Source organism: Paenibacillus sp. FSL R7-269 (assembly GCF_000517865.1).
Taxonomy (GTDB): Bacteria; Bacillota; Bacilli; order Paenibacillales; family Paenibacillaceae; genus Paenibacillus_AQ.
In genome coordinates this window covers 1-22,200 of sequence record NZ_ASPS01000009.1, presented here as the reverse complement: position 1 = coordinate 22,200, position 22,200 = coordinate 1, and the positions used below count along the sequence as shown (strand labels likewise).

Below are 22,200 nucleotides of genomic sequence, written 5' to 3'. Positions count from 1 at the left end.
ATAACCAAGTGGAGGTTTTTATGAGAAAAATAGTGAGCGTATTTCTCAGTGTCACAGCGATCTCAATGAGCATTGGAGTGAATAGTATATTTGCTTCAGCAGCTCCCGCTGGTAGTGTAGCTAGTGTCAAATCTTCCAGAGAACATCCAAGTGTTTTTATCAATAATGAAAAATTGGATATCTACGCTAATGTTACAACTCTTGGGACAACGCTTGTTCCTATGCGGCCTATATTCGAGGCCTATGGAATGACAGTAGAATGGAATAACGCGACCAAAACAGTTACTGCGACCAAAGATGATATTATCATTCAGTTAACAAATAATTCATATGATGGGGTTGTGAACGGAAATAAAGTGGTATTAACTCAAGCTCCTTCTCTAGAACCTGATAGTAATATATTCTTTGTGAATTTAAGATTTATCTCTGAAGCACTTGGCGCACAGGTTACTTGGAATAAAACGGCTGATGATGCCTCCGTGTATATTAATTTTTCTGAATAATACTGAATGCATGTAGAGAGTCTGCCGTTCAACTGGGCAGGCTTTTTACTGCATGTTAAATTAAGGTTTTGAGAAAAGAAGAGCAAAAATGGACAGACGGGCAGAATTTGAGGAAAGGCTACATTTTAAGCAGCAGTTACGCCTCTTTGTCTTGATACAGCGAGCGCAGAAGCAAGCAGCACAATGGCATTCAAATATTGGTGAGTCGTAACTTTTTGGATGCCCCAAACATGTAATTGGTCTGCGGTTGGATAGGTCTTCATTCGAGAATTGTAGCGTTCTACACTGGTTCGCGTGTTGTACAGTTCCTTCCAGCCCCGACTTTCCCGGTGCGGCATCGCATAGCGGCGAAGGTCTTTCTGCGTGCTGACCTTAACCACCATTCCATAATTGGAAGTGGAGCAAGTCGTCATGCCTAAAGGACAATACACTTTCCCCGTAGCGTGTGGACAACGAAACTTCAAACATTCCTTTTCCTGTCCCCAATACGTCATAGGAAACCCCGTTGAACAGCAAGGTGTCCCTTTGCTTGTCATGCCTGCTGGAGGTTCCTTTTCGTTCCGCGGATCCATGGGAATAATTGCTTGAGCCTTGAGGCTGCGGGCCGTTTCGTAGTTTTTCAGTTGGTCATATCCTGCATCCAGCATGAAAAAACGAGGTTTGAATCGTTCGACGGTTCGCTTCATGAGTGGAGGTCCCTCATCGCCATCATTCACGTGAGCGGGTGTAACCTTAAGGGCAATCGGAAGTTCACTCTTCGTGTCGACGGCCAGATGCAGCTTATAGCCAAATCACTTGACTTTGTTGCCAAATGTATCGAGTTTAACTCCCCAGTTGGCATTGCCGGTGAGTTCGCTTTTTCGCTTAGGTTCTTTTTTCTCGTAGGCGTAAATAGCTGCGCTGTCGATGGCAACATGAGTTCCGCCCAGGATTCCTGCTTCTTGACACTGAGCCACAAGGCCGTAGATCCAGTCCACTGAAAAAAATGGGCAATCTCTCTTTCGATTCAATTTTTTGAAGCTCCTCAAAGGAAAATAGACTTTCTTGGAGAATATACAAAGGGGACTTCCTCCTCTTGAGTGTTTTGGTGTCGTTACCAAAAAACTTCTCCAAGTTGGGGTGAAGTCCTTTTTTATGCTTGAAAAACCCTTGTGTAACAAGGGCTTAAATTAATGCAAAATGCTCATGTATTATACTTATCACTCCAAGATTAACTCGCCACCATTTGGAGAACGCTCTAAAATCTTTGTTTCATTTAGAGTATCTTTGACGTTCCTCCGTATAATCACCTTCATGGCGGTCCAAAACCTGAGTAAAACACTTCTCACTCTAGGTCAATCTCGTCCTAATCAATAAAATCCCCCATTTACATCATATACTTATTCCAATTTTTTATTTCTGCATTTTTTAATATTTTTCTATTAAAAAGAGAAAATCCAGCCATTTTGAACCGGATTCCCCATGTAAAATCATTAATAATTTACAATAAATATGCATGAAAACTCTTCTTTTTTACATAATTTAACTTTACTAGTTTAAATATTCCGTGTTATGGTATTAGTGTAATATTTTCTCTTAAAATACACAAGGAAGGAGAATATTTTTATTAATCCCTAAATTTTACAGATCAACAGAATTTCCATTAAAAAAAATGTATCTGGAGGTTACTTATGTTCAAGAAATTCTTATCTTTGGTGTTAAGCCTATCTCTGCTAATTTCATTTTTTGGTGCAGAAGCCCACGCAGCCGAGAACCAATCAAAAGTTAATTATAACGGACAGGAATTTACTATTGATATTCTTGAAGATTCCACCACCATAAAAAAAGTACAAGTAACGAACGATAGTATGACCTACATCACTGTGTATGATAAAGTAAATAATTCTGTGACCACAGAAGAAATAAGTCTTGCCAACACAGAAGAGAGTACATTCAAAAAGGGTAATAGCCAGAATGTAGTGAATTCGTTCACTTTAGATTTGAATGCTTTGGAAGAACAGTCTAATAATATTGGAAATGCTGCCGCACGTGGTATCTATGAAGGCTTAATCTCTTATAAAATCACAACATTTTGGGACATAAAGTATTTTGTACATAAATTCACACTTCCAACAAGTTATTCGTGGACATTAGAGTGTGACAGAGGAGCAAAGCGTGACATCGAAGAAAATTCCAGTAACGCTTCTACTCTAGAGAGCTATAGACTAGCTGTAAATAATGTTAATAAGAAGCAGGTGGAAGCTGTTGCTGTAGGCGGCACTGCCCTTGCAACTACAATCGCCGCAGGAGCTGCTGCTGCTACTGGTGTTGGAGCTATTGTATCACTCGTTACAGCAATAGGCGGTTCAATCACAGTAGCATATTTGTTCTGGGATGCTAAACAATCTGCAAATGATGCCAATTATTTTTTTGAGCGTGTTTAAGTAATACTTTAGCTAACATAATGAGTTAATATGGGTGAGGTGGATGTACTGCTTCCACCTCATCTCAAAAAAATCAAAATTCAAAAGTGGTGATTTATGTGTTCAAATCAAAACGAATCTTTACTGCAGTTCTACTTGTTATATTTATGTTTTTCGCTCTAATTTATTCGGTACTGTTTAATGGTAATCTCAATAATGAACGTTCAAGAGATATATTTAATAGATATTCTTACAGTCACCTGGATACGGGCTACTACACGCTTACCTCCCCTGCTCGTTCACTTACTGTCCTACAAGATAATAACAATACCATCTATCTCAACGGGTTTATTAAAAATTTAAATGAGCTATTGGTTCGTCAAGTCTCTCTTTTAAGTGCAATCGTTATCTCACTTATTATTTTTATATTTATATTTTTCAGTGCAAAAAAAGCCTCTCCTCTCTTTTTGATTATTTTTTTCTCTGTAGTATTGCTTCATATTGCATTGAATAGTTATTTCATTTCTCATAATACAGAGGAGATTCACTATTTTTATTCTAGATTAGCTGGTTAAATATTTTAAAGTTACTATAGGAAGCAGATGCTATTGTATTATTCATCCCCCTCAAAAAGTGCAGAAAATTTTTTCCAAAATCTAATAAAATCACTTTATCTAAACTCTCTTTACTTCTTGTGTCCACTCCTAAAACATCCTTTAAGCCCTCCTCCTGCCGACTAGCTATATTTGCTGAACGAATCGTAACGCTTAGATACTGGTCTTTGTAATACTCAACGTCCTTTTTAGCAATCCTTAATTATTCTTTCAGTTGCGCTATTTCTTGGCTGTACTTCTTAGCTCTTTCTTCCATCTCTTTAGCCTTTTCATAAAAGCTCATAGAGACTTCTTGATATATTTAAAATCACGAATCATTGCCTTTTGATTATTTCAATTTTTTCAACTAATTTTACGACATCTTTCAATATAATGTAGTTCTTCTCACCAGAACCACCCATTTCTATTTGGATAGAATTGCTTTTCAAGTTGTGAAAGATTTAGATTTTTGGTTGGATTCTTAGTAGTAAACTCGATTAGGAAATCGTCAAGCTGCTCATCCGTATATTCTTCTTGTCTGCCTCTACGTTTCTCCGTCTCACTCATCTATATCACCTTCCTGTAACCAAGCGTCTATTTTCGCTTGTCCTTCATTTTGGTAAGTCGGAAAACAAAGGAATCTGCAAACTCTTCGAAGTGCTTATGATAATGGAGCTGAGTAGTTAATAAATCATGCCCCGCCATATTTTTTAATCACAATCTGGCTATAAAACGAAGCCAATAGCGAACGAAAATGATTGGTTCTTACAAAGTCATTATTACCCAGACTATATACAAATAACTGTTTATCAGAATAATCTCCACCAGTGAACATAATATATTCATCTATTATAATAAGAACGAATGTTCCTATATTTTATCGCTCTAAATACTAGAGTCAATGTAAATTCCTTTTTACGAACCACGGCAAAAAAAATTTATCGTTCTGGTTGTAATCCATCTGTGTAAATCACCTTATATAGTGAGGGCATCTGTTCAGCGCCTATCTGCTAACTAGAGGAGTGTGATGTAAATGAAGAAAGTGCTATATGTACCGCTCGATGATCGGCCTGTCAATTTGGATGATGTGATTGTGCTAGGGAAGTCGGCGGGGATTCATGTGATCACACCGGATGTAACGGACCTTAAGAACCGCCTGGATTCGCAAAAGACAGCATCGGGCACAACCCTGCTGACCACAGGTTCACCGGCTTATGGAGACACGGCCAAGATCCGGAAATTTATTCGGGATCATGTGGCTTCAGTGGATGGCTTCATCCTGTCGGCGGACATGCTGGCCTATGGGGGGCTGATTGGCAGTCGCCGTCTGCGTACGGATGCAGGGGGTGCTTATCCCGCTTATGATGCTGCAATTACAGAACTGCTGGAAGTCATCCGTGAAGTGAAGCAAGCTTACCCGGACAAGCCAGTGTATGTAATGGATACGATTATGAGGCTGGCCACCACCTCTTTTGCGGAAGGGCTGGATTTGGCGGCCTATACCGAGTCCCGTAATTTCATGCTTCAGCCGCGCAGAAGCTTCGCGCAGTTCGACGATATTCTCAGCGGATATAACCTGTCCCAGACTGGCGCATATGGAGATACGGCTACTTTTGATAAAGAGCAGTATTACAATACCAGAGCGCATAAGTTCAAGACGAACCGCTATATTCTGGAGGTGCTGGCGCAGGAGGGCTCTATTGATTTCCTTGCAGTCGGTGTAGATGACGCCAACACTCAGGGCGTGCAGATTAACGAGATTCACTATATGGAAGCAGGCATTAATGAATGGCTGGGCGGGACTCAGGGTCAAAATCCGGACCGGGCCGTCATTCTCCCTGATGCAGACGGACTGGGACAGTCCTTACTGGCACGGATGGCGAATCAGCTCTACCGGAACGGGGCCACCACCAGATACACTGTTGAATATTTCGGACCTCATGGCTCTACCCTTACGAGTCCGTATGAATATATGAATGTGCATCAGAACATCCTGCGCCATCTGGATATTGTGGGGGGAGAGCCGGTAGGCGATGCCCGTGAGGTGGAGATTATCGCAATTACCGCTGCGGATCAGGCACTGGCTGCGGTTAACCGGATCGAAGATAACTATTCCCGCCTTGTCCCGTCGGTAGTGATTGACTGTGTCGGCGCAGGTGCAGCAGATGCAAGTATAACTGAGGCTTTGCTGGGCAGCAGGCGTACTGGCGCGCTATTTGGGTATAGCGGCTGGAATACGCCAGGGAACAAAATCGGCCTCGCACTGGGCATGGCCCAGGCCCGGTATGCTTGGGTCGTTACAGAGACCGGCGCAGCAGCGCTGGACCTTGCGGTTAACGCTCACGGCTCACTGCTGTTCAAGCGCTTCCTGAAGGACTACTTCTACAAAAGGCTGGCGATTGGCGAAATCCGGATGTACTCCAGAGCCCATTCGCTCTATGAGAATGTTGCAACGTTTACAGATCAGAATATGCTGTTGTTCAATAGCCCGGAGGACTACGCTCATCTTCAGGCTCTGCTGAGAGAGCGGATGCAGACACACACAGCCACGCTTGCCGGGACGACCGCCTTCCTGATTGGCAGTGCTGAGCCGGCGTGCAGTATCCGGCAGATTAACGGGGGCAGTTGGGTCTTCTCGGAATATACCAGTGCCGTACTTCGATACGATGATCCCGATTATATTTGGGGCCGCGCCTTTGAGATTACTTTGAATCCTCATGTCACCTTAGATTAATAGGTGTTTCTGATCGGCAGCTCTCCGTGGATAGATTACGGGGGGCTGTTTTGTTGTAAGCATATATGTTGTAGGGGGATTCGTTGCTGAATTCATCTCCTACGCACCAATAGGAGGCCCGACACGTACAATAACCTATATTTCATGACAAGAAGACGAAAGGGGGAAGCAGAATGGGGTATGGATACGCGGCTCCTGTGGATATGGCCTTTGAGAGTAGAATGCGGGGGGAGATTATTGCGGCAGCCCGGGCAATGGATGCAGGAGGGACGGATTTCTCAACCTTCCAGAATTCCCGCTGCAATCCGAGGTATTGGACTCGTACAGGAGGTGGGGGATTTGAACTGAATGCAAATGTCACCCCTTCGGCAGCGATCAATGATATTTTTGTGAATGGACAGCTGTATGCCTTTGAATGTGCTATGGCGATGGTGATGATTCTATATAAAGCAACCATCAACATGATTGGGGAGGCGGCCTTCAACCGTAATTTCACCGGCCTGTACCTGTGGGACTGGAGCTATGACAGCAATCTGAAGCTGATTACCACGTTCAACCAGGCCGAGCTGCAGCCGGGCGATGTAGTCTATTTCAAGAATCCCGACCATGATCCGGCTAAGCCGGAATGGCAGGGGGAGAACGCCATTATGTTGTCCAGGGACAGTTACTACGGACACGGACTCGGGATCAAGAGTGCCGCGCAGATGATAACCTCGCTCAACAGGGAGCGGGTGCCGGGCAGCCGGACCTCGGCCTATCTGGCGGATGAGGGGCTTCACCCGGACTTTGACTATATTGCTTCACTGGGCAACGCGCGCCAGGGCCTGCCGGCCTCCAGCAAAGTGAATGCAAAAACCGCCATCTACTCCAGAATAGGTACGAAATCCTATATTATCCGCTAGAGGGCGGCGGCCTAACCCTTGGCCGAACGGAATTTGAGCGGGTGCAGGCCGGTGTTTTTTTTGAAAACTGTACTGAAATAATGGGGATTCTCATAGCCGACCCGCTCCGAGATCTCCATGACCTTCAGGTCCGTGGTCAGCAGCAGCTCCTTCGCCTTGCCTATGCGGATCTGGGTGATATAGTCGGTAATGGTTCTCCCGGTCTCCTTCTTGAATAGCAGACTGATGTAGTTAGGTGTCAGAAATACGTCCTCAGCAATCCTGGACACGGACAGCTCTGAGGCGTATCCCTCCTGAATGATGGTACGGATGCTGCTGACGATCCGGCTGTTCCTGGAGGTATTCTTGCCTGCCACATAAGCGCTTAAATCATGCAGGAGCGACAGCATATACGCCTTAAGGCCGGTGATGGTGGTCTGCTGATACAGCTTATCCATTATGCTAATCCGGTCGCTCAGCACCTGCCCGATATCCTCATCAATCTCATATAGAGCTCTGGCGGAGGTGAAAATCATCTCTGCGCAGAGGCTCTGCACATATTCAATTCTATGCTTGTGCCCGGCCAGCCCGCCAAAGAGCTGCTCCATCAGCCGGGTGACGGTGTCCGTATGTCCTGCCTTCAATTCATTCATCAGCCGGGCCTGGAGTTTATAGATAAAGGTGCTCTGCAGCTTCTCCGTGTCGGGTTGGATATCCTTGATGTAGAGGACGGAGGCAGGCCCGGTATAGAATTTGTACACCAGCGCGGCCAGCGCATCCTTATAGGAATCCTCAAGCTGGCCCGCCAGCGGACAAGCCCGCCCGATGCCGACGGAGGCGTCCAGCCGCAGATACTTCTGAATGTTGGCGATAATCTGCCCGCAGGTCCCGGAGATGGAGTGGGACGGAGGCGTCTGCGGGGTGCAGAACACCAGGATGAACTCGTTCTCGCTAGCCACGAAGCTGATGGCGCAGGGGTAGCTGTCCAGGCTCTCCTGAATGATATTCTGGATGGAAAAATAAAGCAGCTGCTTGTGCTCCTCCGAGTATTTATCCACCGCGCTCCGGTATTCATCCAGCTGGAGCACACAGACGCTAAGAAGCGTCCCCTGCTGGAAGGGCAGTGCGAAGTACTGTATCTTCTGCCAGATCTCCTCCTCCTTGCGGTAGAGGCCGGCAATCAGATTCTGGAGGAATTTCTCCCGCAGCAGCGGCATATTGTCTTGAAGCTGCTGCTTAAGCTGCTCCATATCCAGCTGCTGCCCGCGTTCCTCTGTCAGCTTGGCCACAGCCTGGCGGAAGACACTGCGGATCTCGGGCAGCTTGACAGGCTTCAGAATATATCCCTCTGCATGGATCTTCAGCGCTTCCCGGGCGTAGGAGAAGTCCTGGGCGCCGCTGATAATAATAATCCGGGTCCGGCAGCCTGCCTCCCGCAGCTTCTCTGCTACCTCTAGGCCTCCCATTAATGGCATCATAATGTCGGTGAACAGGATGTCCGGCCGGAGCTTCAGGCATAATTCGTAGGCTTCCAGCCCATCCGAGGCTTCCCCGATAATCTCTATCCCGAACTCTTCCTGCCAATCGAACACACGGATCAGACTGCTGCGGATAAACGGCTCGTCATCCGCTACGATCATCGTTAACATCTTCATTCACCTCATTCCAAGTAGTGACCACCGGGAACCGGATGACAGCCAGCAGACCGCAGCCGTCTTCGGTATTATCGTAATAACGGATACCGTAGGACTCTCCAAAAAACTGCCGGATTCGCATATGCACATTGCGGATGCCGTAAGACTGGTTGCCCGGCTGCGGGTCTTCCAGCAGCTGATTCAGCCGTGCGGGATCTGCGCCTATTCCATCGTCGAACACGGAGATGCTAAGCAGCTCCTGCGTCTGCTCTACCCGGATACGGATCGTGCCTGTACCCCGCCGCTGCTGAATCCCGTGAATCAGGGCATTCTCCACCAGCGGCTGAAGACTGAGCTTCACCACCAGACATTCCTCTGCCAGAGCCCGGTCTGTCTCCTCCAGCTCATAGTGAAGCCGGTCCTGGAACCGGAACTGCTGAATCTGCAGATAGCTCTCGACCTGCCGCAGCTCATCGCGGAGCGGGATAATATTGCGTCCCTTACTTAGACTGTATCTGAAGAAGTCCGAGAGTGAGGTGACCATGCTGCTGATCTCGGGAATATCGTGGTTAATGGCAATCCAGTTAATGGAGTCCAGGGTGTTGTAGAGAAAATGCGGATTGATCTGGGCCTGGAGCATTTGCAGCTCGGCTTCCTTTTTGCGCAGCTCGGTGACGTAGAGCTTGTCGATCAGCGCCTTAATCTGCTGGAGCAGCTTGTTGTAGCGGTTGAATAAATAGGAGAATTCGTCCTTGCGCCGGTAGCGGATGGGGATATTGAAGTTCCCGCTCTCGGCATGCGACATCGACTGGATGAATTTGCGGATCGGTGCGGAGATATTCTCGGACAGCAGCAGCGCCATCAGGAAGGAGACGAGCATGCAGATGACAATTACGACGTACATCACCCGGCGGAAGGAGATCAGCTCCCCGTTAAGCTCGCGGACAGGTGAGAAGGACAGGATGGTCCAGCCGGTGTTCTCCAGGGTCTTGTACGAGACGAGCATCTCCTCACTGCCGATGGAGTGGCGGAAGGAATGCAGAGCGGATGGGTCGTCTGGAGAGGACGGGTTACCGGTGCTGTCAGTAGAGTCTGTAGTCAAGCTAAGCTTGCTGTAATAATCCTGGGCCGCGATATTCTGGCCGATGAGTGACGGCTCGGGGCTGATGGCGATGGTTCCGGACTTGTCTGCGATATAGACCTTACTGCCGGGCGTGGGCTTATAATGCTCCAGGAGCGTGCCGAATTCGGCCGCCGGGATATCTAGGGTGAGCAGCCCGACATAGGGCAGTTGTGCATGCCGGATACCGAACAGGCGCTTCGCGAATTTGAGGGTGAACCGGGAATCCAGCGAGCTAAGGCCGACCACGGCAAAATCTGCTTTGGCCGGAATGCTTAAATACCAGGGCTTCAAGGTGATAAGATCGATATTGAATACACGGCGCGAGAAATTATATTGGGTATATTCCGGCCGGTTCAGCATATAGAGCATAGGAACGAAGCTGTTGCCGGAGGTCCCGTTCGCGGGGAAATCCTCAAGGATTTTGCTAAGGGCGGCCAGTTCATTAATGATTCCGGTACTGTCTGTTGGCCGGTTGGAGGAGATGAGGTCCGCGAATTCAGAATTCAGGTACAGCGCAGTCATGGCTTGATTGGCGGCTTCGAACCGGCGGGCCAGATTATCTTGAACCAGATTGAAGTTATTCTCAATCGATGTATTCATATTCCGGGTAATGATCCCGGCGGATTTGTTATAGATGGTGACCGAGATGATCGTAGTCGGGAGAAGAACGAGGAAGAGGAAGTAGAGAATCAGGCGGCTGCGGATGCTGAAGTTATAGAGGAAGAGTGCCTTCGACAACGAATCGTAATATTTCTTCATCGGAGTCCTCCTTCCGGGGTAATAATTGGTATACATTGTAAAACGCGTGAAGTCAGGATGTCAACGCAGGAGGTGCGGTGTGAAAAGGTTATTGTTCTATTTTATTGCCGTCTTAGGCTGCGGGCTGGCTATTTACACTCTTGGTTATAACCGCCCGCTGCTGCCGGACCTCACCCCGGAAGAGGAGGCCGTACCAGCGGAGCAGACCACCAGGGTGAGGGTCGCCCTGTCTGACTGGACGGAGAATCTGGAAGTGAAGAATGCCATCAGCCATTACAATAAAACGAATCCCGATCAGATTGAGATTGTGCCCATGAACCTTGCAACAGACGCCTACGACGATACCTTGAATATGCTGATGACCTCCGGGCAGGGGCCGGATGTGTTCAGTGTCGATAACGCCTGGCTGGCCACTTATGTCAACAAGGGGTATCTCACTAATCTGTCAGCGGAGCTGGATGCCGGCTGGCTGCTGCGGTTCCCGGTATGGGCCAGGCAGTATGCCACCGGCTCGTTGTTCAAGGGCGGAATCTACTTCATGCCCTCCAGTATTGATACCGTGCGTCTCATCTACAATAAGCAATTGTTCCGGAGTGCGGGACTTGACCCGGAGCAGCCTCCGCTTACCTTCGCTGCACTGGAACAGGCGGCCCTGCAGATCAGCCGGGCCGGAGCACCGGTGAACAAATACGGCTTCGCGTTGCCCGCCGGGGATAGCAGGGCCAGTCTCCAGGCTGGGCTGGAGCTATCGAATACCTACAGCGGTTATTATCTTTATGATTACCGGTCGGGCCGTTATGACTTGAGTGTGTATGCTCCCTGGCTGCAGATGGTGCGGGAGATGAAGCAGCAGGGCAGCCTCTATCCGGGGGAGACTTTGCTGAAGCTGAGCAGCGCGCTCCGGCAATTCGCGGACGGCAATATTGGCATGATGTATGTTACCAGCAAAGATTATGTCAAGCTGCAGGAGTATATGCCTAAGGATGATTGGGGAGTAGCGCTCCCTCCGGCCGCGGACCTGTCACGGCGCGGGGCCGGGGCCCTGATGATGGTCCCCCACGCTCCGCTGGTGGTGAATAGTGCAGCGCAGAGCCGGGAGGCTGCGGTGAAGGTCTGGCGTTTTCTTCAATCGAAGGAGTTCCTGGGCATGCTGTACCAGCAGGCGCTCGCCCTCCCGGTGACAGACGGGATTATGGATCAGCCGGGCGCTTCACGCGGGCTGCGCCACTTCAGGGAATTCTATCCCACCGCAGCAGAATCGATCTACCCGCTCTCCCCGCAGATCATGGACCAATACGACCCGAATACGGTGTCGATGGAGCCGCGTTATTCAGGTGACCGTCCAAGAATGCAGCTGTACCTGCGGATCATCGCGGGGGACATTCCGCTGGACCAGGGACTGGGCAGCGAAAGTGAGCGGCTGAATCAGATGCTGGATATTGCAGCTACCGGATATTCTTTTCGGCGTGAGGAGTATATCTATCCGCAGTTCGATCCCCGTTCCCCGTTATTGGGGGAGAGCCAGCAGAGCCGTTCAAGCAGCGGACGCGAATAGAATAGGCTTATATTCAGGGACCTTTCCCGGCCAGTACGGCTGAGGGGAGGGCCCTTTTGTGTTGTCTCCTATTTATATGGGATGTCTGCCGGAATCTAGCTCTACTGCACACACCGTGCCGGAATCGCAGAATATTACTATATTGATCCATCTTTCTGCTGCTAGCTATCCTGCTAGCTTCTATGAAGTCAAAAGATAGATTAAGCGAGGAAAGGACAATCTAGCAGGACAGTACAAATCTACCATTAAAGGAGACAGTGAAATGACTCTACTATCTACAGGACCACTGGAAAATAATGCAGTAGGAGGGGTAAGACCCACCACACAGGTTACGGTCAGAATTGATAACCGCAGTAGTATTTCAGCTTCTACGGTATCTTTACAAGGCTATTACATGCAGGGAGGCATGCGGGTACTGTATGTCAGTCAATCTTTTAATGTAGCTGCCAATGAATCTATTACTTCTACTTATTTTGCGGATTTGGATGCTTTTGAATTTGTGTTTGCCACTCCGGCTATTGTAGATGATCCGGTTCAGATCTCTGTATGGGGGAAGAGCAGCACCGGCCAGCTAGTCACCGCCCACCGGCTGGTCTCGGCTGAATTATTGGGCGATACCAGCGGAACGGGGGCGACTGGGGCTACTGGAGCGACCGGCGTGACGGGGGTGACAGGTCCGACCGGAGCTACTGGAGCAGGAGTAACCGGGGCGACCGGAGCTGGGGTGACTGGAGCGACTGGAGCAACAGGCGTAGGAGTGACCGGGGCGACTGGAGCAACAGGCGTGGGAGTGACCGGGGCGACTGGGGCAGGTACGACCGGTGCGACTGGAGCGACTGGGGCAACGGGAGCAGGAGTGACCGGAGCGACTGGGGCAACGGGAGCAGGAGTGACCGGGGCGACTGGAGCAACAGGCGTGGGAGTGACTGGAGCGACTGGGGCAACGGGAGTAGGAGTGACCGGGGCGACTGGAGCAACAGGCGTGGGAGTGACCGGGGCGACTGGAGCAACAGGCGTGGGAGTGACTGGGGCGACTGGGGCAACAGGCGTGGGAGTGACCGGAGCGACCGGAGCAACGGGAGCAGGAGTGACCGGAGCGACAGGAGCAACGGGCGTGGGCGTGACCGGGGCGACCGGAGCGACAGGCGTGGGAGTGACCGGAGCAACGGGAGCAGGAGTGACCGGGGCGACTGGAGCAACAGGCGCGGGAGTGACCGGAGCGACCGGAGCAACAGGCGTGGGAGTGACTGGGGCAACAGGCGCGGGAGTGACCGGAGCGACTGGAGCAACAGGAGTGACTGGAGCAACCGGGGCAACAGGTGAAACGGGAGTGACCGGGGCGACTGGAGCAACAGGCGTAGGCGTGACCGGGGCGACTGGAGCAACAGGCGTGGGAGTGACCGGGGCGACTGGAGCAACAGGCGTGGGAGTGACCGGGGCGACCGGAGCAACAGGCGCGGGAGTGACCGGAGCGACCGGGGCAACAGGTGAAACGGGAGTGACCGGGGCGACTGGAGCAACAGGCGTAGGCGTGACCGGGGCGACTGGAGCAACAGGCGTGGGAGTGACCGGGGCGACCGGAGCAACAGGCGTGGGAGTGACCGGGGCGACCGGAGCTACAGGCGCGGGAGTGACCGGAGCGACCGGAGCAACAGGCGTGGGAGTGACTGGGGCGACTGGGGCAACAGGCGCGGGAGTGACCGGAGCGACTGGAGCAACAGGCGTGGGAGTGACCGGGGCGACCGGAGCAACAGGCGTGGGAGTGACCGGGGCGACCGGAGCGACTGGAGCAACAGGCGTGGGAGTGACCGGGGCGACTGGAGCAACGGGAGTGGGAGTAACCGGAGCGACTGGAGCAACCGGAGCAACCGGAGCAACCGGGGCAACCGGTGATACGGGAGCGACCGGGGTAACTGGGCCAACAGGAGTAGCGGTGGCAGGAGCGACCGGAGCGACTGGCCCGAATTTGGCAGCGGAAGGGTTCTCCGCATTCCTGCCGACGTTCTCAGTCACGACCAGTACTCAGCTGACCGGCTGGACTGTGACTACGCCGTACTATGATAGTGCGACATTTAATGAGACTACGGGCAACTACACGATACCGGTATCCGGTAGATATTCGTTTGAGGCTACCATTAACTACAGCACTACAGCTGCCATCTCGGTTGCATTGGGAGCAGGAATTGATCCGGCTTTTGTAGTGCAGAGAACGTCCCCTACTGTGACGAATCTGGTAACCGGATTGTTCCCGCTGCTGGATGTAAATATTGCGCTGGTGTTGTCCCTCCGAACAATACTGGGCAACGGCACGGTAACCTTGGCGGGTGAGTTCGACTTAACAGCGGGTGATGTCATCGGTCTCTTCTATGTAGCAGATGGATTAACTGTGCCGTTAGATCTTGGAGGTGCCTCCTCGGGGATTGTGTGGTCTGTTCACAGACTGACCTAATCCCGGCTGTCGGATCAAGCGCATAAGCTTCAGCTACAAGAGCGTTCCACGGCGGTCATCGTGGAGCGCCTTTTTGTGTTTTGTCCATTCCTTTGTATGGCCCTTCCAAACTCCGTAGGATTTTGAACTTTTATTATAGATGGCCTTATTTAGCAGGGGGCCGCCTGCAGGTACACTTAAGTCAGGGAAGAGAGGGATCGCTGAAGGAATCAGGAGGCGGAAGGAATGATTACAGAGAAGAAGAGAAGTATGGCGGGTACAGGCAGCAGCAGCTTGCCGGCAGGCCGGAACACACAGAAGAGACACGGGCTGAAGCATCTGCTGAAGCATAAGGTGCTGCTGCTGATGCTGCTGCCGGGCGTAGTATTTTTGCTGATTAACAATTATCTGCCGATGTTCGGAATTGTGATCGCGTTCAAGAATATCAATTATGTGGACGGGATTCTTGGCAGTCCGTGGGTGGGGCTGGATAACTTCAAATTCCTGTTCGCCACCTCGGATGCCTGGATTATCACCCGCAATACGGTGCTCTACAACTTCGTGTTCATTGTGCTCAATCTGGTTTTTGCCGTATCCATCGCGGTTGCCCTGAATGAGCTGAGGAACAAGCTGGCCGCCAAATTCTATCAGAGCATCATGTTCTTCCCCTACTTCCTGTCGATGGTGGTGGTGAGCTATCTGGTGTTCGCTTTTCTGAATGTTGAATACGGTTTCATTAACAAAGGGGTCTTCGCCCTGTTCGGGCTGGATGAGCTGAACTGGTATTCGGAGCCGAAGTACTGGCCGTTCATTCTTCCGCTGATCAATCTCTGGAAAGGGGTGGGCTATGGCTGTGTCATCTATCTGGCGGCGATCATCGGCATTGACAACGAGTACTATGAAGCGGCCCTGATCGACGGTGCCAGCAAGTGGAAGCAGATTATGCACATCACCATTCCGCTCATCCGGCCGGTCATTATTATTACAACGATTCTGGCGATCGGGGGCATCTTCCGTTCCGACTTCGGGCTGTTCTACCAGACCACACTGAACTCCGGGGCGCTGTACCCAACTACACTGGTCATCGACACCTACGTCTATAACGCGCTGATTAATATGGGTAACCTGGGGATGTCCGCAGCGGCCGGATTATACCAATCGGTGGTCGGCTTCTTCCTGGTCCTCGGCTCGAACTGGATCGTGCGCAAGGTCGATAAGGATCAGGCGGTGTTCTAGATAAAAGTCAGGCGGTGCACGTACCCTAAGAAGGAGTGGAAATCCGTGGCTAATAACGAAATCTCCCGTTTCACTAACGTTCTCCTCCATATTATTTTTATCATCCTGTCTCTGGCCTGCCTGCTGCCGATTGTACTCGTCTTCATGATCTCCATTACCGACTACGATTACATCGTGCGCAACGGGTATCAATTCATCCCGGAGAAGCTTAGCCTGGAGGCTTACGCATATATCTTCAAGGATTACAGCGTGGTGCTGCGGGCCTACGGCATCTCGTTCTTCGTCACCATTACCGGAACGCTGGTCAGTGTGTTCATCTCTTCCCTGTATGCGTATCCGATCTCGCGGGCCGATTTCCGGTACCGGGGGGTGTTCGCCTTCCTGATTTTCTTCACTATGCTCTTCGGAGGCGGTTTGGTGCCGTGGTATATGGTCTACACCCAGGTGCTGGACCTCAAGAATTCGATCTGGGCACTGGTCGTGCCGATGCTGCTGTCTCCGTTCAATGTGCTGATTATGAAGACTTACTTCCAGATGAGTGTACCGCCTGCGCTGATTGAAGCCTCTACGATCGACGGGGCGGGGGAGCTGCGGACATTCTTCAAGATTGTATTTCCGCTGTCCCTGCCGGTCTTCGCTACGATTGGGCTGTTCAATACGCTGCATTACTGGAACGACTGGTTCAACAGCATGATCTTCATCACCGATACAGACCTCTATTCCCTCCAATATCTGATGTACAAAATGATCTCCCAGGCCGATTACCTGAGCCGCAACGGGGCACTCATTCAAGGCTCGGCCACCGAGCTGGCCAAATTGCCGGGCGAGACGATCCGCATGGCGATGGCGCTGATCGGCATTGGGCCGATTGTGCTGGCCTATCCGTTCTTCCAGCGGTATTTCATCAAAGGACTGACGCTCGGCTCTATCAAAGGCTAACCTCGGAACCTACCGATTAGCATATATTTGTTCCATCAAGGGGAGGAAAAAAGTATGGCAGGTAAAAAAGTCACAGGTCTGCTGCTGTCGCTTGTACTGATAGCCGGGTTCACTCTGGCCGGATGCTCGGGGAACAACGGCAACACAGCGGCGCCTACAGAGAAAGCGGGAGAGAGTACCACGGCTCCGGCGGCAACGAAGAAAGCTGCTGCCACGGAAGCAGCCGGAACAGAAAAGCCGGGTACGCTTGCACCGGTGGAGCTGTCCCTGTATCTGCCCGGCGGGCCGGATACGGATGTGGCATCCGTAGAGCAGGAGATCAACGCCTACCTGAAGGATAAAATCAACGCTACCCTCAAGATTAACCAGCTAAGCTGGGATAAGCCGGCCGACAAGGTCAACCTGATGATCCAGTCCGGCGAGGTGTTCGACATGGTCTATACCTGGAACTTCATGACCAATGCCGCGAAGGGAGCGTATCTGCCGCTGGAGGAGCTGCTGGATACCTATGCCAAGGAGACGAAGGCACAGATCAATCCCGCCTACCTGCAGGCGGCTACCGTCAACGGACATTTGTATGCGGTTCCAACCGAGAAGGAGCTGGGGCAGTCGGTCGGGTTTGCTTTTGACAAAGCAATTGTCGATAAATATGGCTTCGATGTGAACAGCCTCCAGAAGCTGGAGGATATTGAGCCGATGCTGAAGACGATTAAGGAGAAGGAGCCGGCGCTCTCCCCGCTGTTCATGAACCATACCGACAGTCTGCACTGGTTCACCGCGTATCCTGACAGCGAGGACTTGGACGGCAGCAATGATATCCCGACTCTGCTCGATTACAAGACCATGAAGGTGTTCAACGAATACGACACGCCAGCCATGACGGAGCGGCTGAAGCTGATCCGCAGCTGGTATGAAGCGGGCTATATCAACAAGAATGGAGCTACAGACAAGACCGAGCTGAAGGATGCGGTAAAAAGCGGCAAAGCCTGGTTCGTCTACGGCAACATGAATCCGACCTCCACCAATGACTGGACCCGGCTCGCTGAGAAGCCGATGATCATCAAGACACTGCTGCCTGTTCAGGTCAGCACTAAGAGTCTGCAGGGCTCGATGCTCGCCATCTCCAGAACCTCGAAGAACCCCGAGCGGGCTATGATGTTCATGAACCTGATTCACACCGATCCGGTGCTCTACAACCTGCTGACCTTCGGCATTGAGGGCAAGCACTACAAGAAGCTGGAGAACAATACCGTAGAGTTCATTGCGGACAGCGGCTATAACTCCGTATCCTCCTGGATGATCGGCAATGTGCTGCTGAACTACCTGAATAAGGATGAAGATCCGAAGCGCGTGCAGCTCTATACGGACTGGAATAAGAATTCGAATATTTCACCGGTCATCGGGTTTGTGTTCGATTCGACCAAGGTGCAGTCACAGATCGGGGCGCTGATCAACATTACGAAACAGTATAAGAACACCCTGTTCTCCGGGGAAAAGGACCCTGAGCCGGTCCTGAAGGAGATGAACAGCAAGCTGAAGGCCGCAGGCCTGGACGCTGTGATTACGGAAATTCAGAGTCAGCTCGACGCTTTTCTGGCCGCCAAATAAGCAGTAGAGGCCATAGCACGCCCGGTATCCGGCAGCAGCAGTCACGCGGCCGCCTGCGGCAGGTACCGGGTATTCTCTTTCGCAAATCCAGCCTTTGGGGAGCCCCTATCTGATCAAGAGAGGGTGTTACTATGCGAATTCAGAGAATCACAGGCAAATTGCTCATTGCAGTTCTGGTATGGATGTCTGCATCATTGCCCGGAGCACGAATTAGCTCTGCCGAAATGCCGCCTGCACAGGTGGTTGTGGAAGAACAAGCAAATAACAGTACAGTCACAGAGGATACCTACCAGCCGTCCCCGCTGCTCTGGCAGGTGGGCGAGCAGGATAACAGCTCTGCAGAATTTACAGTGTATCAGGATGTGTACAGTGAGAATATTACTCTCCCCGTCAATCCCCTGAACTGGAATACGATCTCCCGCGGCATGAAGCTGGACCGCAATGCGGCGATGGAGCTAAGCTTCAATCTTACGGACGTTCCCCCCTATGGTGTAGAGTTCAGCTTCAAGGTACTGGATGCAAGCACCGCTATTCCGCAGCTGGCCGTATTCACCAATGGCAGCTTCAGCGGGCTAATTCAGATTACCGGGCTGAACGACGGAGAGACCCCCCTTACGAACACATGGAAAGAAACCTATAGACTCTACATCCCCTCAGAACAGCTGAAGACCGGCAGCAATGAGCTGAAGCTGACTGTGGACCGCGGGCTATACGCAGATCCGCAGTCACCCGGATACGACGGTGACAAGTATCTGTGGTTTGAATGGGATTATCTCAGGCTGGACACATTGACTGAGCCTGCCACCGAGCCTATCCACGGACGGTATATCCACCTGGGAAGCACAATTGCTGCCTCGACCTTCCGGTATGACGAGCATGCGATCCGCCATCTGGCCCCGATGACCAAGTGGCTGGGCATTGCCTACAGCGGCAACTGGATGCGCACCTCCTTCTGGTCCGATACCAGCGCAGGCTGGGACCCGCAGGGCCGCAAGTACCTGGAGACGCTGCGCGACCTCAACCTTGCGCCCATGGTTAATATCATCGGCGGTAACTGGAAGACTAACAGCGAGCTGGCGGCAGGGACAATCAGCTCTGCGCTGAGGAGCTATTACAGCGGCTTTGTCAGCAAATTTGGCGATCTGTACCAGTATGCCGAGACAGGCAATGAGCCGGGACTGTTCGGCTGGGCACAGAAGGCGGTGCTGGCGCTTCATGAAATGATGGACGAGGAGAGGCAGACGAACAGCCAGCCGTACCTGAAGATTGTTGCTCCCGGCTGGGCCTACTGGCCGTATAACGGCACCCCCGACGGCTGGGAACGGGATGCTGCCCAGCGTGCGCCGATTGAAGCGCTGTCGGATGTGACCAACGGACACAGCTATGGCGGGACCGGCGTCCAGCCGTTGCCGGGCGGAAGCCTGTATGAGAATCTGCGGGTGTACAGCGATTCAGAGGAAGGCTTCGGCAAAGAGATGGCCATGAGCGAGACCGGCAGCAACGACAATCATTCGGACAATACGAAATACGGGACGTATGCTTACCGGTTCGCTTCTGCTTTTGACCGGGAGCTGCGGGGGAATATCGGTTATGCCGACCATATTATGCAGCACGCCGCCTTCTTCAATGACGGGACGGAGTTTGGCCTGTTCGATTCCGCGATCAACTGGAACACACACCGCTATGAGGATACAGCGGCGGTATCGGCCAATATCAATGAATCCGGGGAGACCCGGCTGAAGACGTTCCGCAGACTGGCCGCCGCGTACGCTACGCATGGAAGCCCGCTGGGCTACGAGGTGCTGAATGCGGCTGAGCTGACCGGGCTGAAGGCATATTTCCGCGCAGTGGATACCTCGGCGCTGGGCACTTCAGCTATCGGAGCCGCTTCAGATAAAATCCTGCTGAACTTCGTGAATTTCGAGAAGACGCCGGTAACGATGCAGGTCAGGGTGGCCCTGCCGTCCAGCGGAGTGTATTCGGGGGAACGGTTCGGTCCAGGGGAGACGTATGCCGCCGCCTACTCCCGGGTGGAGCTAACGGCAGATCCCTACATTACCCTTACAGTGGCACTGGAAGCGGGAGAGACGGTCCAGTATATCCTTGATGAGCAGGACAACACGCTGCCTGCTTCTCCGGGCAATCCTGCGGCAACAGCTGTAAGCCATGAGCAGATTCGGCTGACTTGGGCAGCTTCGACAGACAATGATGCTGTCGTCAGCTATAACGTCTACCGTGACGGCGGAGCGGCTCCGGTGATCAATATTCCGGGTAGGCTGACCTTCTGGAGCGACTATACCGTAGCGCCCCAGACCACTTACAGCTACACGGTGCAGGCCGTGGATGATTCCGGCAATGTATCGCCTCTTAGCGCAGCCGTATCAGCGACTACACCGGTCATGCCCATTACACCGCATGCCGCAGGCGATCCGGCCAAGTTCGAGGCCGAAGCTACCGCCTTTGCCCTGCCGCTGAGGACCGGTAATAACAGCAGTGCCTCGGGCGGCAAGGTCGTGGAGCAGACGCATAGCGGAGGCTTAACGATCCAAGGCTTCCATTCCGTGAACGGAGGAAGCTATACTCTGACAATTGTATACGCTTCCAACGAAGAGTCTAAGAAAAATATTCTCGTGAACGGTGTGAAGCAGTCCACAGTAACATTGCCCTCCACGGGCAGCTGGACCGCGAATCTGACCTCACGGCAGTATGGGATTACCCTCCAGCCGGGCTATAACACCATCAGCTTCACCTCGGCCGGGAAGGGCGCGAACCTTGATTATTTCAAACTGGAGGAGGGGCTGTATGTTCCGCTCTCCCACTGGTATCCGGCCGCACACGATCATCCGTACATTGACTATACGGGATTCACGCCAGCGCCGAATGGAGTCTCCCATGTGACCTATGAGGAGGATGCCACGGCCGCCTTCAGCTTCAATGGCATCGGCGTCCGCTGGAGATCAGATATCAAGAGCGACATGGGCAGTGCGGATGTCTACGTCGATGGCGAGTATAAGGAGACTGTAGTCATTCCGCAGGCAGGGCTGGAGGGCGATCATAAAATTGTCTACGAGCTGACGGGTCTCGAATACGGGCTGCACCGGATAGAGATTGCAGGCAACGGCGGAAAGGTAATGGTCAGCGGGCTGGAGTATGAGAGCTATGAGTCTGCACTGCCTGTACCGGGACCGGATCTGACCGTGACGGATATAGGCTGGCATATTGTGAACAGCGACGGCAGCCCTTCCGCGCACAGCACACCGCAGCTGGGCGACTCCCTGATCTTCTGGGCCAAAGTGAAGAACATTGGCGTCCGTCCCACACCGCTGAATGCCTCGACCGGACTCGGGCAGATTACCGGCGGCGCTTTCTCAGTCAACGGCGGGGTGGTCTCATGGACGGACACGAATACCAGTGTGATTCAGCCGGGCGAAGAGATTACATTGACGGCTAACGCCAGTGCGCAGGGCACCCCCCGGTGGACGGTGCCGACTATCGGCGAGTTTACGGTCAGCTTTTTTGTGAATGATATCTGGCGGTATGCGGAGATGAATAAGGAGAATAACAAGCGGGCACGGACGCTTCTGATCAGCCTGCCCTAACCGGCTAATCAGCCGCTAGGGATATCCGCGCAGGCAGTTTGTAGAATATTGAACTTATATTATAGCTGGCTGTATGTAGAGCAGCTTCGCGATCCGGTACACTGGACTCAGAACAGAACCTGCCGGGAGGAGCCTTAAATGATGCAGAAGCCGTTAAGCAAGGAAGAACAGAAATGGGTAGAGGGCACGCTTGAAGCGATGAGCCT

Annotated in this window: 13 protein-coding genes and 1 pseudogene; 10 read left to right on the top strand and 4 right to left on the bottom strand. The window is 51.8% G+C overall.

Annotated features, from left to right (window positions below):
- Nucleotides 1-20 precede the first annotated feature (20 nt).
- Nucleotides 21-503 carry a copper amine oxidase N-terminal domain-containing protein gene (locus C162_RS03330; protein WP_036691258.1) on the top strand — a complete coding sequence of 161 codons (483 nt, stop codon included), beginning with the start codon at nucleotides 21-23 and terminating at the stop codon, nucleotides 501-503.
- A gap of 125 nt (nucleotides 504-628) precedes the next feature.
- On the opposite strand, the pseudogene C162_RS03325 reads toward C162_RS03330, so the two are convergent.
- Nucleotides 629-1,562: pseudogene (locus tag C162_RS03325) on the bottom strand (transposase).
- Between the two features lie 611 nt (nucleotides 1,563-2,173).
- Between C162_RS03325 and C162_RS03320 the strand changes: the two are divergent.
- On the top strand, nucleotides 2,174-2,926 hold the full coding sequence (locus C162_RS03320; protein WP_036691256.1) for a geobacillin-26 family protein: 753 nt from the start codon (nucleotides 2,174-2,176) through the stop codon (nucleotides 2,924-2,926).
- Between the two features lie 977 nt (nucleotides 2,927-3,903).
- Here C162_RS03320 and C162_RS35860 read toward each other — a convergent pair.
- Complete coding sequence (locus tag C162_RS35860; protein ID WP_156949526.1) at nucleotides 3,904-4,065, bottom strand: hypothetical protein; 162 nt, start codon at nucleotides 4,063-4,065, stop codon at nucleotides 3,904-3,906.
- A 466-nt stretch (nucleotides 4,066-4,531) separates the two neighbouring features.
- On the opposite strand from C162_RS35860, the gene C162_RS03315 reads away from it, so the two are divergent.
- Together C162_RS03315 and C162_RS03310 are read left to right on the top strand one after the other, a co-directional pair.
- A complete protein-coding gene (locus C162_RS03315; protein ID WP_036691255.1) occupies nucleotides 4,532-6,232 on the top strand; it encodes a DUF4127 family protein in 1,701 nt (566 codons plus the stop codon).
- A gap of 173 nt (nucleotides 6,233-6,405) precedes the next feature.
- Nucleotides 6,406-7,134, top strand: coding sequence for a hypothetical protein (locus C162_RS03310; RefSeq protein WP_036691253.1), 729 nt, complete (start codon nucleotides 6,406-6,408; stop codon nucleotides 7,132-7,134).
- Nucleotides 7,135-7,145: 11 nt separating this feature from the next.
- Here the strand turns inward: C162_RS03310 and C162_RS03305 are convergent, their stop codons facing one another.
- Together C162_RS03305 and C162_RS03300 are read right to left on the bottom strand one after the other, a co-directional pair.
- A complete protein-coding gene (locus C162_RS03305; RefSeq protein WP_162174437.1) occupies nucleotides 7,146-8,762 on the bottom strand; it encodes a response regulator in 1,617 nt (538 codons plus the stop codon).
- A complete protein-coding gene (locus C162_RS03300) occupies nucleotides 8,737-10,629 on the bottom strand; it encodes a sensor histidine kinase (RefSeq protein ID WP_036691249.1) in 1,893 nt (630 codons plus the stop codon). The genes C162_RS03305 and C162_RS03300 overlap by 26 nt, the downstream gene beginning before the upstream one ends.
- Nucleotides 10,630-10,708: 79 nt before the next feature.
- Between C162_RS03300 and C162_RS03295 the strand changes: the two genes are divergently transcribed.
- From C162_RS03295 to C162_RS34025, 6 genes are all read left to right on the top strand, one after another.
- Nucleotides 10,709-12,184, top strand: a complete 1,476-nt coding sequence (locus tag C162_RS03295) for an ABC transporter substrate-binding protein (RefSeq protein ID WP_036691247.1) — start codon at nucleotides 10,709-10,711, stop codon at nucleotides 12,182-12,184.
- Nucleotides 12,185-12,446: 262 nt separating this feature from the next.
- Nucleotides 12,447-14,633, top strand: a complete 2,187-nt coding sequence (locus C162_RS03290) for a collagen-like protein (RefSeq protein WP_200869176.1) — start codon at nucleotides 12,447-12,449, stop codon at nucleotides 14,631-14,633.
- Between the two features lie 225 nt (nucleotides 14,634-14,858).
- Entirely contained in the window at nucleotides 14,859-15,848 is a 990-nt protein-coding gene (locus tag C162_RS03285; protein ID WP_084648797.1) for an ABC transporter permease, read from the top strand.
- 45 nt (nucleotides 15,849-15,893) lie between these two features.
- Complete coding sequence (locus tag C162_RS03280) at nucleotides 15,894-16,787, top strand: carbohydrate ABC transporter permease (RefSeq protein WP_036691245.1); 894 nt, start codon at nucleotides 15,894-15,896, stop codon at nucleotides 16,785-16,787.
- A gap of 54 nt (nucleotides 16,788-16,841) precedes the next feature.
- Nucleotides 16,842-18,395 (top strand): ABC transporter substrate-binding protein, encoded by a 1,554-nt coding sequence (locus C162_RS03275; protein WP_051493194.1) that lies wholly within the window; start codon nucleotides 16,842-16,844, stop codon nucleotides 18,393-18,395.
- Between the two features lie 131 nt (nucleotides 18,396-18,526).
- The gene (locus tag C162_RS34025) at nucleotides 18,527-21,994 is read left to right on the top strand and encodes a carbohydrate-binding domain-containing protein (protein ID WP_051493192.1); all 3,468 of its coding nucleotides are present in this window, start codon (nucleotides 18,527-18,529) and stop codon (nucleotides 21,992-21,994) included.
- Nucleotides 21,995-22,200 lie beyond the last annotated feature (206 nt).

Excerpts from the sequence above, each read along its gene's own strand:
- C162_RS03310 (WP_036691253.1), top strand. The coding sequence starts at position 6,406 with ATGGGGTATGGATACGCGGCTCCTGTGGATATGGCCTTTGAGAGTAGA.
- C162_RS03275 (WP_051493194.1), top strand. The coding sequence starts at position 16,842 with ATGGCAGGTAAAAAAGTCACAGGTCTGCTGCTGTCGCTTGTACTGATA.
- C162_RS03300 (WP_036691249.1), bottom strand. The coding sequence starts at position 10,629 with ATGAAGAAATATTACGATTCGTTGTCGAAGGCACTCTTCCTCTATAAC.
- C162_RS03285 (WP_084648797.1), top strand. The coding sequence starts at position 14,859 with ATGATTACAGAGAAGAAGAGAAGTATGGCGGGTACAGGCAGCAGCAGC.
- C162_RS35860 (WP_156949526.1), bottom strand. The coding sequence starts at position 4,065 with ATGAGTGAGACGGAGAAACGTAGAGGCAGACAAGAAGAATATACGGAT.
- C162_RS03320 (WP_036691256.1), top strand. The coding sequence starts at position 2,174 with ATGTTCAAGAAATTCTTATCTTTGGTGTTAAGCCTATCTCTGCTAATT.
- C162_RS03305 (WP_162174437.1), bottom strand. The coding sequence starts at position 8,762 with ATGTTAACGATGATCGTAGCGGATGACGAGCCGTTTATCCGCAGCAGT.
- C162_RS03330 (WP_036691258.1), top strand. The coding sequence starts at position 21 with ATGAGAAAAATAGTGAGCGTATTTCTCAGTGTCACAGCGATCTCAATG.
- C162_RS03290 (WP_200869176.1), top strand. The coding sequence starts at position 12,447 with ATGACTCTACTATCTACAGGACCACTGGAAAATAATGCAGTAGGAGGG.
- C162_RS34025 (WP_051493192.1), top strand. The coding sequence starts at position 18,527 with ATGCGAATTCAGAGAATCACAGGCAAATTGCTCATTGCAGTTCTGGTA.
- C162_RS03315 (WP_036691255.1), top strand. The coding sequence starts at position 4,532 with ATGAAGAAAGTGCTATATGTACCGCTCGATGATCGGCCTGTCAATTTG.